At 44.6% G+C, this 13,774-nt stretch carries 10 protein-coding genes; 1 reads left to right on the plus strand and 9 read right to left on the minus strand.

Annotated elements, in window-relative coordinates; all coding sequences use genetic code 11:
• Nucleotides 1-34: 34 nt before the first annotated feature.
• The 5 genes from ureC to FQ082_RS07360 all read right to left on the minus strand — a co-directional run bounded on the left by ureC (nt 35) and on the right by FQ082_RS07360 (nt 4,542).
• The gene (gene ureC / locus FQ082_RS07340; protein WP_149492602.1) at nt 35-1,738 is read right to left on the minus strand and encodes an urease subunit alpha; all 1,704 of its coding nucleotides are present in this window, start codon (nt 1,736-1,738) and stop codon (nt 35-37) included.
• Nucleotides 1,735-2,070, minus strand: a complete 336-nt coding sequence (locus tag FQ082_RS07345) for an urease subunit beta (RefSeq protein ID WP_011513223.1) — start codon at nt 2,068-2,070, stop codon at nt 1,735-1,737. The genes ureC and FQ082_RS07345 overlap by 4 nt, the downstream gene beginning before the upstream one ends.
• A 28-nt stretch (nt 2,071-2,098) precedes the next feature.
• A complete protein-coding gene (gene ureA / locus FQ082_RS07350; protein ID WP_011513222.1) occupies nt 2,099-2,401 on the minus strand; it encodes an urease subunit gamma in 303 nt (100 codons plus the stop codon).
• Nucleotides 2,402-2,461: 60 nt separating this feature from the next.
• Entirely contained in the window at nt 2,462-3,370 is a 909-nt protein-coding gene (locus FQ082_RS07355) for an urease accessory protein UreD (protein WP_149492603.1), read from the minus strand.
• A gap of 527 nt (nt 3,371-3,897) precedes the next feature.
• The gene (locus tag FQ082_RS07360; protein WP_188018925.1) at nt 3,898-4,542 is read right to left on the minus strand and encodes a glutathione S-transferase; all 645 of its coding nucleotides are present in this window, start codon (nt 4,540-4,542) and stop codon (nt 3,898-3,900) included.
• Nucleotides 4,543-4,870: 328 nt separating this feature from the next.
• Between FQ082_RS07360 and FQ082_RS07365 the strand changes: the two genes are divergently transcribed.
• Nucleotides 4,871-6,757 carry an autotransporter domain-containing protein gene (locus FQ082_RS07365; protein WP_149492605.1) on the plus strand — a complete coding sequence of 629 codons (1,887 nt, stop codon included), beginning with the start codon at nt 4,871-4,873 and terminating at the stop codon, nt 6,755-6,757.
• A gap of 152 nt (nt 6,758-6,909) precedes the next feature.
• On the opposite strand, the gene FQ082_RS07370 is transcribed toward FQ082_RS07365, so the two are convergent.
• From FQ082_RS07370 to betB, 4 genes are all read right to left on the minus strand, one after another.
• On the minus strand, nt 6,910-7,542 hold the full coding sequence (locus FQ082_RS07370) for a hypothetical protein (RefSeq protein ID WP_149492606.1): 633 nt from the start codon (nt 7,540-7,542) through the stop codon (nt 6,910-6,912).
• A gap of 401 nt (nt 7,543-7,943) precedes the next feature.
• Complete coding sequence (gene betT, locus FQ082_RS07375) at nt 7,944-9,989, minus strand: choline BCCT transporter BetT (RefSeq protein ID WP_011513217.1); 2,046 nt, start codon at nt 9,987-9,989, stop codon at nt 7,944-7,946.
• Nucleotides 9,990-10,248: 259 nt separating this feature from the next.
• Nucleotides 10,249-11,973 (minus strand): choline dehydrogenase, encoded by a 1,725-nt coding sequence (gene betA, locus FQ082_RS07380; RefSeq protein ID WP_149492607.1) that lies wholly within the window; start codon nt 11,971-11,973, stop codon nt 10,249-10,251.
• 125 nt (nt 11,974-12,098) lie between these two features.
• On the minus strand, nt 12,099-13,613 hold the full coding sequence (betB, locus tag FQ082_RS07385) for a betaine-aldehyde dehydrogenase (protein ID WP_149492608.1): 1,515 nt from the start codon (nt 13,611-13,613) through the stop codon (nt 12,099-12,101).
• Between the last annotated feature and the right edge of the window lie 161 nt (nt 13,614-13,774).

The raw sequence follows: 13,774 nt of genomic DNA on the forward strand, positions 1-13,774 counted from the left end.
TTATTATCCTTACAAACGATTTAAAACAAATGACCTAAAACAGATGATAAAGCTGAGCTAATGGCAGTTCAGAGAGCGGCTCACACGTTAAAAGCACACCGTCTACACGAACTTCATAAGTTTCTGGATCTACTGTTATATTCGGGCAGTAATCGTTCAGCTTCATGTCTTTTTTGCGCATGCTACGAACGTTTTTACACGCGACCAATCGGCTTCTTAGCCCCAGTTTTTCTTCGAGTCCCGTGTCCATCGCAGCTTGGCTAACGAAAGTAACGCGAGTAGCAGAAACTGCACGTCCTAGCGCGCCAAACATACGGCGGTAATGCACTGGCTGCGGGGTCGAAATCGCTGCGTTAGGATCACCCATTGCAGCACCAGCAATCATGCCGCCTTTTAAGATAATGGACGGCTTAACACCAAAAAACTTAGGACGCCATAGTACCAAGTCTGCCATTTTGCCAATCTCTACCGAGCCCACTTCATGTGATACGCCATGGGTGATGGCAGGATTGATGGTATATTTGGCAATATAACGTTTAACTCGGAAGTTATCAGTACCGCGCTCTTGATCTTCTGGTAGCAGACCACGTTGCAAGCGCATTTTGTGCGCGGTTTGCCATGTACGGCAGACCACTTCACCAATACGGCCCATGGCTTGCGAGTCCGACGAAATCATCGAAATCGCACCAAGATCGTGCAAGATATCTTCTGCAGCAATGGTCTCACGGCGGATACGCGAATCAGCAAAGGCCACATCTTCAGGAATATTTGGGTCTAAGTGATGACACTCCATCAGCATGTCGAGATGCTCGTCAACAGTGTTGATGGTGTACGGGCGTGTTGGATTGGTCGATGACGGTAAAACATTTGGCTGACCACAAGCGACAATAATATCTGGCGCGTGACCACCACCCGCACCTTCAGTATGGTACGAATGGATACAGCGGTCTTTAAAGGCCTCTAGCGTATCTTTAACAAATCCTGACTCATTTAAACTATCAGCATGTAGCGCTACCTGAATATCGTAACGGTCAGCAACATCAAGCGCATTACTAATCGTTGCTGGCGTTGCCGCCCAATCTTCATGAACTTTTAAACTCATAACGCCGGCTTTGACTTGCTCTTCAAGTGCTGCAGGCGTACTGGCACTGCCTTTACCCAAAAATCCGATGTTAATAGGCAGGTCATCCACGGCTTGCATCATTTTACCAATGTGCCACGGTCCAGGAGTATTGGTGGTAGCGACTGAGCCAGTTGCAGGTCCAGTACCGCCACCAATCATCGTGGTAAGACCGCTCATTAACGCCTCATCTACTTGCTGCGGGCAGATATAGTGCACGTGAGTATCTACCGCGCCTGCCGTCAAGATTTGGTTTTCACCAGCGATAATCTCAGTACCGGCACCAATAATAATATCAACATCTGGCTGCGTATCTGGGTTGCCGGCTTTACCAATAGCGGCAATGCGGCCATCTTTTAAGCCAACATCGGCTTTTACGATGCCCCACCAATCAATAATAATCACGTTGGTAATCACAGTATCCATCACTGATTCTGAGCACAATTGGCTTTGACCCATACCATCACGAATCACTTTACCGCCACCAAATACTACCTCTTCGCCATAATGAGTATGGTCCTTTTCAATCTCGATCCAAAGCTCAGTATCGCCTAAACGGAGGCGATCGCCAACGGTCGGACCATACATATTGGCATAGGCATCGCGAGATATTTTCATCGTGTTTCTCCTGAATCTGAATTGTCATCTAGCGCACCCATCACCTCACCTCTAAAGCCAAAGATACGGCGCAATCCTGCATAAGGCAGTAACGACACCTCACGTTTTTGACCTGGCTCAAAACGTGTAGCGGTGCCAGCAGGTATAGCTAGGCGATGGCCATAGGCTTTTTTGCGATCAAAGCTCAGTGCGCTGTTGGTTTCAGCAAAGTGATAGTGAGAGCCCACTTGTATAGGGCGATCGCCGGTATTGGCCACTTCAATCACAAAGCTGTCTCGACCTACGCACAGTTCAATATCACCTTTCTTTAATTGATATTCACCCGGAATCATCATGCTCTCCTTAAGCTTTATGCTCTTATTAGATAATAGGGCTGTGAACAGTCACCAGTTTGGTGCCATCAGGGAAAGTCGCTTCGACCTGAATACTTTCAATCATCTCAGGTACACCTTCCATCACATCATCACGAGTTAAAATTTCGCGACCGGCACCCATCATTTCTGCCACCGTGCGCCCTTCTCGTGCGCCTTCCATAATCTCACAACTTATCAGAGCAATCGCTTCTGGATAATTAAGCTTCAGCCCTTTTGCCTTACGGCGCTCGGCCAAAAGCCCAGCAGTAAAAAGCATTAATTTGTCTTTGTCTCTGGGGGTTAATTCCATTATTGTCTCCATTATTATTGATATTGTTGTGCTGAAAACCGATTGAATCGCAAAAAACTATTAGGTTAACCAAATGCGCGGTATGACGGCTTTATAACTGGTTAATCTAGGACGCAGAATTTCCCTCGCTTGTTGCAATAAATCCCATGCTTCATTGCGCTCCATGCCCAAATAGCGAAGTAAGAGCACACCGCGGCGATAAGTCACCGCCCAATTGTGGTTGGCAGGTATTTTGTCGCGTAGTTCGATAATGGTGTCAGCAGGGTCACTCAGTCCGACAGCCCAAAGGGTAGCGTGAACCGTAGCGCCGCCTTGTCCCCATTTACCTAAAAAGCGAGGATGTGTCGGGTCAATAGCTTGGCGCTCTAACCATAGTGGCTGACCTTTTCGGCTAAGCTGAAAACGCTGTTCAATGATGCCGCTGACATAAGGTAAGTCGCTGGCTGGGCGGCCAAGGCCAATAATTTCCCAGCCCAAGCATTTAGCCGTTTCAGCCAAATCAATAATCACCGTTTGCTCACCGCGTGACCCATCAAAAGCCAGCGTTTCTTGTGGCAGCCATTCAAGCGTGGCACCGTCTTCGATTTTAAGATGAGTATGCTGTGTCCAAGCGACATTATTGCTATCGGCTCGATACAGTTTGTTGGCAGCTGGGGTGGTTAATAAAGCGTGGGCGTTTTCAGACACCGTAACATCGATGGTTAAAGAATCACCGCTGGCAATACCGCCGGGCGGATGCAGAAGATACACATGACAGCAGCCATCACGACCTTCAGGGTAAAAAGCGCGCTGTACCCGCAGTGGACCATAGTGACGTGCGACATTCATGCGAGTAATGCGAGTGTCCGCTTCAGGATAAGCTGCAAACCCTAAAGTTAATGAGGCTGGCCAATGGCGGCTGGCATCAAAACGATGCCCAGAATCTATGATTGGCTGCGGATGCACAGGCATAGAAAATAAAATCGTCATGCGATTGGAAACCTTTTTTATAGGCCCAGCGCGACATACATCGCTGAATCGTCAGCAAATTGGCTGACAATAGCAAAATGAGAAAATACATTCACGTGCGCGGGTGAGGTTAGAGTGACAGTGGACAGTGGCAGCCTAGTAGCTGTCATCGAATGTCATCAGTTGTGCAATGATTGCCTAAAAACCATAAAACGAGTAGTGCAGATAAATTGCGATGTACCATCAGGGTAGAAGATGCTTCCCTTGATATGTGTATGAGCTTAATTAATGCAAATAGGCACTATAAAAAAGCACTTATGGGCAAACAGCCATACTGTTTATCTCTTATAAGCCAACCGTACATAATTGTCAAATTATTTCTTTACACATTGGTAAAAATTATGGCAGCTCAATCCTATTTTTAGTTAATCCGTACTGTGAATCTTGTAGTAATTCAATAAGATAGATAGCTGGAGGGTAGTAACCTTAACAAACATGAGACAAAAATTTCAAAGTATTAACACTTGTTAAATATTTTAGAGAGCATCTCAGCAAAAAATTACTGCTTCATCCCCATCCTGCCACGGCTGAAATTTGGTCATCGTTTGCAAAAAAAACGGATGCTGCAGCCAATCTTGTAACCATCGCTGTAGATTTGGATAAGGGAGGCTATAAAAAACATCGCGATCGACATGAGCGAATTGACGGACAAAAGGCATAATACCAATATCGGCAATCGTTACAGTTTTCCCTAGCAAATAAGGATTTTTAGTCAGCAACTCCTCTAACACTTGTAAAAATATTTCACCCTTCTGTCGATACTCTGTTTGGGTCATGTCTATATGACGATCGGCATATTTATAGCGATCGAGCCAATATTTAAATTCGTTGTCGTTTTTATCAATCAAAGCATTTGCCTGCTGCAAAACCTCTGCCTCCAAAAGCCCTTGCGGATCTTGCTGCTCAAGCGCCCATATCATTATCTCTGTACTCTCTTCAATCACCGTCCCATCCAAAAGCTGTAAAACAGGCACCGTACCTTTTGGGCTAATGGCTAGCATCTGCGACGGCTTATTTTTCAGTGTTATTTCGCGCAGCTCTACCTGTAGCTCAGCAAACAGTATGCCGAGACGGGCGCGCATGGCATAAGGGCAGCGACGAAAAGAATACAGGCAATGATAAGAGGAAGTCATAGGTAGGGTTCGTAGTTGAATTGAGATTAATAAGTTTAGACGTGGAGGTTGATTATTACTAGGGCGTGTCATCATTTTAAAAATGCTAGGGACGATACCTTCATTTACACATCATAACAATGCAAGTAATTGCATTCAACGATGGTCTGGATAATTTAGAAGATAGAGCACTAAGTTAGAACGATATTTACAGCACCATGGTTAAAATTTTTATACTTGTTAACTTATCCAACTTATATTGGGATTTACGATAAATTCGATTGATAGGATTTTCTAAAGCAGTTACACTTCCTTAATAAACCGCTACATTCACGACAAGGAAGTCGATATGCCTCGTAATACCTCTCACGCTATTGTTAACCCTACCACCCTTAAAACATTGACCAAAAGTATACTTGCCATCTCGCTATCAATGGCAGGTCTAGCGCATGCTGAGCTTTATAGCAGTGTGACATTTTTTGGTGATAGCTTGACCGATGGCGGTTATTTTAGTCCCATTACCCAAGGCAAGCTCGGTATTAAAGAGTCAGGTCAATTTACGACCAATCCTGATAACGTATGGGCAACGTCATTCGCTGAGCAGCTAGGTACAACAGCTGTTCCCATCGTTTATCTTGGAAATCAAGCTGGTAATAACTATGCTATTGGTGGTGCAAGAGCAGGCAAGGATATCGTTAATACGGACTTTGGCGTTAACGTTCCTGTTGCGTCTGTGAACACTCAAGTTAATGGTTATCTGGCTAATAAAAAAGTTGATCCTAATGGTATGTATGTGGTGTGGGGAGGCGCAAACGATTTACTTGCGGCAGCTGCAAATCCTGCTAATGCGATAAATACGATTTCTTCAGCGGCTGGCAGCCAAGTCGCCGCTATTAAAGCGCTAAAAGATAATGGGGCCAACTATATTTTAGTACCTAATATCCCTGATATAGGTCTAACACCTACTGCTATCGCTGCAGGAGCAGGGTTTCAATCGTCTGGTACGATGTTAGCAAATTTATATAACCAAACTATGTATAGTGGCGCAGTAGCTACTGGCGCAAATATCATACCGCTCGATACTTTTAGCTTATTACAACAAGTCGCTGCCAATCCTAAAGCTTACGGCTTTACTAATATGACTCAAAAAGCTTGCAACACTTCAAGCTCGCTTTTATGTGGATCAAGTAATTTAGTCGTGCCAGGTGCCAATGAAAGCTATTTCTTTGCTGATGGTATCCATCCGTCGGGACGTGCGCACCAGATGATTGCAGATTACGCCAGTGCCATCGTTACCGCTCCTAGTCTTATTGGCGTGTTGCCGCACATTGCGACGACAGCAGGGCTAGCAACTAGCGAGCGCTTGCAATCTCACATCAATCAAATCCAAAGTAGTGAACAAAAACCTGCCCGTAAGTTATGGGCAACCGGTGAGTTTGAAAATCAAGATATTGCAGGGTTTGAAGGCGATAGTAATACCCAAGTATTATTAGGTGTAGATTTTGCTCATCCTAACTCAGCACATGCGGTAACAGGCTTGTATGGCAATATCACTCAAAAGGATTTTGAGAATTCCGGGGTTCGCACTGGCTTAAGCAATATCGACTTAGAAGAAGTAGGCTTTGGTGTTTATCATAGCAATACGCTAGATAAGCTTGGCGGCGTGCAGCTTAATGGTGCGGTTGGCTTTGGTAATCTAGACGTTGATGTCACACGTGCGGTCTCACTTGGTGGCAATAAACAAGAGTTTAATTCTAATGCTGATGGCAAACGTTACTATGCCAACTTACAGGCAGGATATCCGATGCAGCTCAGCAGCCTTGCTATCACGCCATATATCGGTGCAACGGCTAGCCGTGTGAGATTGGACGCGCTAAAAGAGCAAGAAATGTCTGGTATCGCCATGCAGTTCGATGAGCAAAAATATACTACCACGTATGGCAAACTTGGCGTGAAAGCCAACCATAATCTAGGCGATTCACTTAATGTATTCGGGGATGTTCATTATCAAAAGCAGTTGAGTGACAATCGTGAAGCGGCTTCTGCGCGTCTTAACACCATAGCAAATATCAGTTTTGATACGCCAATGGTACAGACCGACGATGATAATTTTGGTATGACGCTTGGTGTATCCAAAAGCTTTGGTCAATTAAATGCCAATGCTGGTGTTACGCACTCGCAAGGTGATGATGACAAATCAACGAGTTTGTTTGTCGGTCTTAGCAGCACTTACTAAACGGTTTGAATCAATCTTAGTTGCTGATAGTTTATATATTGAAGCTCAAAAAAACCGCCAAATGCTAAAAAGTGCTTGGCGGTTTTCTATTGAAATGGATTTTAAATAGGCTTTTTAAGGTTTTTTCTTACGTCTTGTCATGGTGCGTACTATCATGATTTAACTGGCAGCCCGTATTCCACTTTGTTAATAACCTCACCATACTGCTCAATCGTTAGCCAGTAGCCTTTAATCACGCCGCCATATGGCAAATTGCCATTGTAGTTTTTGTAATGCTCATCCATACACTTTTGTACGATGACCTCACGTTCTGTCTCAGTCATTCGAGCAATATTTTCAGGCAAGTGAGCATGAGCCAATTGAGCCGCGCCACCACGGGACATCCAATTTGCGCCGGCAGTAAACTTAAAATCAACATCTGCTCTTAACCGATATTTAGGCAAAGGATACGCATAATGCGCCAAATCATACTTGATTTGAGCGATATCTTCTTCAAACGTCTCATCCTGCATATCAAGTACTGAAACCAGCTTTTCTAAGAATTGCTCAGGGGTAAAATAAGCATCGATATAACTGCCATCCAAGCCCAATTTTTCGCTAGACAATACGTGACGCAGGCGATCACAGGCAGGAATAGTATGCTTAAGCGGATAGCCCATGGCTTTGGTAATATCTTGGGGACGGCGCTCACACGTATCGATTTGATTAATGATACGGCGCGCCAAAGAATGCTGCGGTCTATAATAGCGGGTATATTTGGAATGAGTAGCAGGAAGATTAAACAAGTGAGACTCCTATAACTCCGACAATAAAAGTATAATAATAAGCCAAATTCGGCAAATCAAATAAGGCATGGATGACTTTGTCGGAGAAAAGGCTCATGCGCTTTACCAGAGTTATTTTATATCGTGCTGGAAGTTGCAAGGCTTGTAGCGCTGTCATTGATTGATTCACAATGGCAAGTGAAAACTACGAAACCATTAAACCCACGATAGGTCTGAATGACCATTTTTAATAATGATAGCACATCAGATAATGGTAATACTGTTAATCTTCATTATAAAACGTAGCAGTATATATCCTATTCCTTTTAGAGTGAATCGACTATAATACTGACATTTAAAAAACCCTATAAGCTGCATTCAACTTATAGGGTCAGTGTAAAGTCGAGTATATTACTTAGCTATTAACGCTCTAAATGTAGATACTGCAAATGGCGCTCGTACTGGTTTAAGATATCGACCAACACTTGCTCTTTGGAGTAACCAACCAAGTCATACTCTTGCGAGCCTTCGCTTAAGAACACTTCTGCACGATAATAGTACTCTGCATTCTTAGTTGAGGTGCTCAATGTAAAGTTAGGACGCTCCGCTTTGATCAAATTCACTTCATAAATAAAGTCGTCTTCATCACCATGTCCAACCCGTAATTTCAGACCATCTATTTGACCGCTACTCTCATCCATACCTTCATCTATATCTTGTCCGATATGTTCAGGGTTACGGATATCCAAAGACGTCTTTAGACCGCCTGCGGCAAACTCTTTTTCAACTTCCGTCATGGCAGGTCTGACCACATTTTGTAAAAACCGTTCAACTTGTGCATGGCTTGGGAAACTCACAATACGTTGCAAGCGTGCTTTCCAGCTTTTACCACTATCAAGCACATTAGCCGTACCAATCGTACTGGCTTTACGCTTATTACCTTCCTCTTTGAGCGACTTCCACATCGACATCATATAGAGTACAAGGATAAGAGAGAACGGTAAGCCTGCAATGACGGATACGGACTGTAATGAGGCAAAACCACCAGCAAACAATAATCCTAAGGTAATAAGACCGGTCGCTGCTGCCCAAAATAAGCGTAACCAAACAGGTGCATCCGTATCATTGGTCATGCCGCGTGAGCTCAAGTTTGCTAATACTAACGCGCCTGAGTCAGCTGAAGTCACAAAGAATACTAGCCCAATCACAACACCTGCAAATGATAGCACTTCGCTGTAAGGAAAATACTCAAACAAGGCAAACATGCCCATTGCCGCATCATTGACTGCGATTTCACCAAGTTCAGTGGCACCATTGGCAACCAAATCTATCGCTGAGTTACCAAAGATAGAGAACCAAGCAAAGATGAATCCAAGTGGGATAAACATCACACCAAATACGAACTCACGCAGGGTACGACCACGGCTAATACGCGCAATAAATAGGCCTACAAACGGTGCCCAAGCGACCCACCATGCCCAGAAAAATATCGTCCAGCCTGATTTCCAATCAGCGCCAGCTTGACCATCATAAGCATAAACATCAAAGGTTTTGAAAACGATGGTTTGGAAGTATTGACCAATATTTTGGGTAAAGGTATTCAGCAAATAAACCGTGTTACCCATCACCAATATCGCGATTAATAGCAATATCGAAGATAGCATATTAAATTCGGATAAACGGCGGACGCCTCTTTCTACACCAGTCATCGCAGAGATCGCCGCGGCAGCGACAACACCTATGATGATAAAGGTTTGAACCATTTTGCTGGATTCAATCCCAAAAACGTGAGTCAAACCAGCATTGGCTTGCAATACACCAATACCCAAACTGGTAGCGATACCCATCAAGGTACAAACCACACCAAAGGTATCAATACCATCACCAAGCCAGCCTTTAATTAAGCGCTCGCCAAAGATAGGCGTCAGTGGTGAACGTAACGCGAGTGGCATGTTTTTACGATAAGCAAAGTACGCCAATGCCATCCCGATTAAGGCATAAATGCCCCAGCCATGTAGCCCCCAATGTAAAAAGGTCTGCGCAAGTGCTTCACGCATGGCCGCCTCACTGGCAGGCTCTAACCCCGTATGCGGCGTCAGATAATGCATCAACGGCTCAGACGCACCAAAGAACAATAGGTCAATACCAATACCCGCGGAGAACAGCATCGCGGCCCACGCTAAAAAGGGAAATTGTGCTTTTTCGTGATCTTGACCAAGCTTGATATCGCCATACTTAGAAAAGCCCACAAACAAGGCAAATATACTATAAGCGGCAACCACCAGCATGTAATACCAGCCAAAACTCTCTGATACCCATGCCATACTTGAACTTAATAATGCCTCACTATAATCTGGAAACGCAATCGTCCAGATTATCAATAAAATAGAAATAATAGCTGAGCCTAAAAAAACCGTCTTATTTAGAGTCAGGGGTTTCGTCGCATCCTTTGATGGCGAGCTGTACATAAAAGACCTCAATAGGTAAATTAAACAGGGTCTGATATTGCTTTGTCCGTCATAATTTTATGACTGATAACCGCATGACATACAAATAACTGCATGACGCACAAAGCAGTACCAATAGATGAAATTTGCTAAGTCAACAATGTGAAAAAATAGCAAAGCAAACGATAAACAGAGGCAGCCATAACGGCACTCATCTTCTTAAACGTTAGCGCTGATAAAAAAGACCTTTACTGTAAAAGGCCTTCTTATTAAAACTGTCTTATATGATTGATGATTCAACTGCTTGTACCGTAGAACTATAACTCCGCATCGGCTCTGCTCTGAGCGGTGCACCATTAGCGATATAATAATCTACCGTCGAACGTGGCAACTGCACACCGCGCATTTTATCGACGATTTTTTCTGCCAGCATAATGGTGGTCGCGTTTAGATTACCACTGATGATATTTGGCATAATTGACGCATCAACGACGCGCAAGCCATCGATACCATGTACCAGCCCTTCGCCATTTACGACCGAATCATTGTCTTCGCCCATCGCACAGGTACAAGATGGATGATAAGCCGTCTCACTATGGTTACGGACATACTCGTCCAACTGCGCATCAGTCACTAAATCATCCGTTGGTGCAATCGAGCGACCACGATACGGATCAAGTGCTGGCTGATGCATGATCTCACGCGTTATACGCATGGCAGCACGGAACTCCTGCCAGTCTTGATCATGAGACATGTAGTTAAACAAGATACTCGGATGAGCACTTGGGTCTTTCGACGTCAGCTTGACACGACCACGACTTGGCGAGCGTAATGAGCCCACGTGCGCTTGGAAGCTATGAGACTTCACGGCACTGCGACCATCGTAGCGTACTGCTAATGGCAAGAAATGATACTGGATATTTGGGTGGGTAAATTTCTCATCGGTACGAATAAAGCCGCCACCTTCGAACTGATTTGACGCGCCAAGACCCGTGCCATTGAATAACCACTCAGCACCGATGGCGGGCTTGTTCCACCATTTATTGGCAGGTGCAATCGACACAGGCAGCTTACATTCATATTGCATATACAGCTCTAAATGATCTTGCAGGTTATTACCAACACCCGGCAAATCTATAATCTCATTGACACCTAGATCTTTTAGCCATTGACCGGGGCCAATACCAGAACGCTGCAATAATTGTGGCGAAGCAATTGCACCCGATGAAACAATCACCTCACGAGAGGCATGAAAGTTCTTGGTTTCACCTTGATGCTCGACTTTGACACCGACAGCGCGCTTGCCATCAAATAAAATCACATCGGTCAGTGCACCCGTCAAAATCGTTATATTGCTGCGCGGTTTGGCACGGTCCAGATAGCCACGGGAAGTTGAAGCACGGCGACCATTAGGTGTCACGAAACGATCCATTGGCCCAAAGCCTTCTTGCTGATAGCCGTTTAAATCGTCGGTACTCGGATAGCCAGCTTGCACGCCTGCTTCAATCATCGCTTGAAACAGTGGATTGACTCCAGGTTTTGAGGTCGTCATCTCAACAGGACCACCCACACCATGATAGTCGTTTTCGCCCGCATCACGGTTTTCTAACTTTTTAAAATACGGCAGGCAGTCCAAATACGTCCAATCTTCTAAGCCTTTAATCTTAGACCAATCATCAAAATCTAGTGCATTGCCACGGATATAACACATACCGTTAATCAATGATGAGCCGCCAAGTCCTTTACCGCGACCGCAGTCCATCACACGATTATTCATATTCGGCTCAGGATCTGTCTTATAGCCCCAGTTATAAGTCGTTCCTTGCAACGGCATGGCGAGCGCCGCTGGCATCTGCGTACGAAAATCTAAGCGATGGTCTGGACGGCCTGCTTCTAGTAGTAGCACCTTAATGTTGGCATCTTCGGTCAAACGCGTGGCCAGCACATTGCCTGCTGATCCTGCGCCAACGATGATGTAGTCATACTCAGGTGTGGTTGATGTCATAAAACGCTCCATAATATTGAAAAATAAATCATTTACTATCAGTAAAGTCAAACAAAAAACAAATTAGCTCTACTGAACTACTTTACTGATTAAAAACTGATCAAAAACTTTCTCAATAAAAGTAATTAAAAGACAGACTCAAATGCGCCCAATTCTACTTGGATAGATTTGGTCTGAGTATAATGTTCAAGGGCTTCAATGCCGTTTTCGCGGCCAACACCTGAGTGCTTATAACCACCAACTGGCATTTGTGCTGCGGATTCGCCCCATGTATTTAACCAGCAGATACCCGCTTCTATTTGAGCAATGACTCGATGTGCGCGCGTCAGATCAGCAGTCACGACCCCAGCTGCCAATCCATACTCGGTATCATTAGCACGGCGAATGACTTCTTCTTCGGTCTCATAAATCAATATAGACATCACTGGGCCAAATATCTCCTCACGCACGATAGTCATCTCATCGGTGCAATCAGTGAATACCGTTGGGGCAACGAATGCGCCATTTGCCAATTCGCCTGTCATCACACGGTCACCACCTGTTAGCAAGCGTGCGCCACTGGCTTTACCTTGCTCGATATAACCAAGCACTCTTTCCATATGCGGGAAGCTGACTAGTGGGCCCATGTTGATGTTTTCATCCATTGGATTACCCAATTTAATACGCTCAACACGCAATAATATGGCTTCTTCAAACTTGGCTTGTAACGCTTTAGGAACAAACACGCGCGTGCCATTGGTACATACCTGACCACTGCTATAGAAGTTCGCCATCATGGCGATGTCAGCAGCAGTGTCAATATTTGCATCATCAAAGATAATTAGTGGGGACTTACCACCCAGCTCTAATGTCACGTCTTTAAGAGACGATGATGCCGCGCTCGACATGACTTTTTTGCCCGTCGGTACGCCACCGGTAAACGATACTTTGGCGATATCAGGATGCTGAGTTAATGCCTCACCTACTTTATAATTGCCTTGCACGACGTTAAATACGCCATCTGGTAAGCCTGCTTCTGTCAAAATTTCTGCCAGTTTCAATGCGGTCAATGGTGTCACTTCTGATGGCTTAAAGATCATCGCATTACCAGCAGCTAGTGCCGGTGCTGCCTTCCACATCGCGATTTGAATCGGATAGTTCCATGCACCAATACCAGCAACCACGCCAAGTGGCTCGCGGCGAGTATAAACAAAGCTGGTATCACGCAACGGAATCTGACGACCTTCAATCATCGGTGCCAGACCCGCATAATATTCAATGACATCCGCACCAGTGACGATATCGACATACTTGGTTTCAGAGTACGCTTTACCTGTGTCTTTCGTTTCGAGCAATGCCAGTACGTCATTGCGCTCGCGTAATATCTCAACCGCCTTTGATAGGATTCGACCACGCTCAACTGCTGTCAGTGCTGCCCAAACTTTTTGACCTTTTTGTGCCGCTTTAACAGCCTCATCAATTTGCTCATTGGTCGTTTGTTGAATCGTCGCCAGCACTTCACCCGTCGCTGGATTGATATCTTCAAAGGTGGTTAATGAGTCATCAATAGCTAGGTAACGGCCGTTAATATAAGCAGTTTGAACTTGTTCTAAGCCGATAATGTCTGTTAAGTTATTTAGCACTGTTTTTGAATCTGTCATGTGTTCTTTCTCCTTACAACGACTGGCAAAAGCTTTATAAAAAAGTTAATACCAAATAATCTCGTCATGGGTTAAGTATTTAAAATAAATTTATATCGTCTATTTCTATAAGCTGTTCGTTCAATGCTTCTATAATAAAAAACGCTTCTTCGATAAATCAG

It is taken from the genome of Psychrobacter sp. ANT_H56B, from assembly GCF_008369245.1.
Taxonomy (GTDB): domain Bacteria; phylum Pseudomonadota; class Gammaproteobacteria; order Pseudomonadales; family Moraxellaceae; genus Psychrobacter; species Psychrobacter cryohalolentis.

Coding starts and splice junctions, on each gene's coding strand:
- ureC (WP_149492602.1), bottom strand. CDS start 1,738: ATGAAAATATCTCGCGATGCCTATGCCAATATGTATGGTCCGACCGTT.
- FQ082_RS07345 (WP_011513223.1), bottom strand. CDS start 2,070: ATGATTCCGGGTGAATATCAATTAAAGAAAGGTGATATTGAACTGTGC.
- ureA (WP_011513222.1), bottom strand. CDS start 2,401: ATGGAATTAACCCCCAGAGACAAAGACAAATTAATGCTTTTTACTGCT.
- FQ082_RS07355 (WP_149492603.1), bottom strand. CDS start 3,370: ATGACGATTTTATTTTCTATGCCTGTGCATCCGCAGCCAATCATAGAT.
- FQ082_RS07360 (WP_188018925.1), bottom strand. CDS start 4,542: ATGACTTCCTCTTATCATTGCCTGTATTCTTTTCGTCGCTGCCCTTAT.
- FQ082_RS07365 (WP_149492605.1), top strand. CDS start 4,871: ATGCCTCGTAATACCTCTCACGCTATTGTTAACCCTACCACCCTTAAA.
- betT (WP_011513217.1), bottom strand. CDS start 9,989: ATGTACAGCTCGCCATCAAAGGATGCGACGAAACCCCTGACTCTAAAT.
- betA (WP_149492607.1), bottom strand. CDS start 11,973: ATGACATCAACCACACCTGAGTATGACTACATCATCGTTGGCGCAGGA.
- betB (WP_149492608.1), bottom strand. CDS start 13,613: ATGACAGATTCAAAAACAGTGCTAAATAACTTAACAGACATTATCGGC.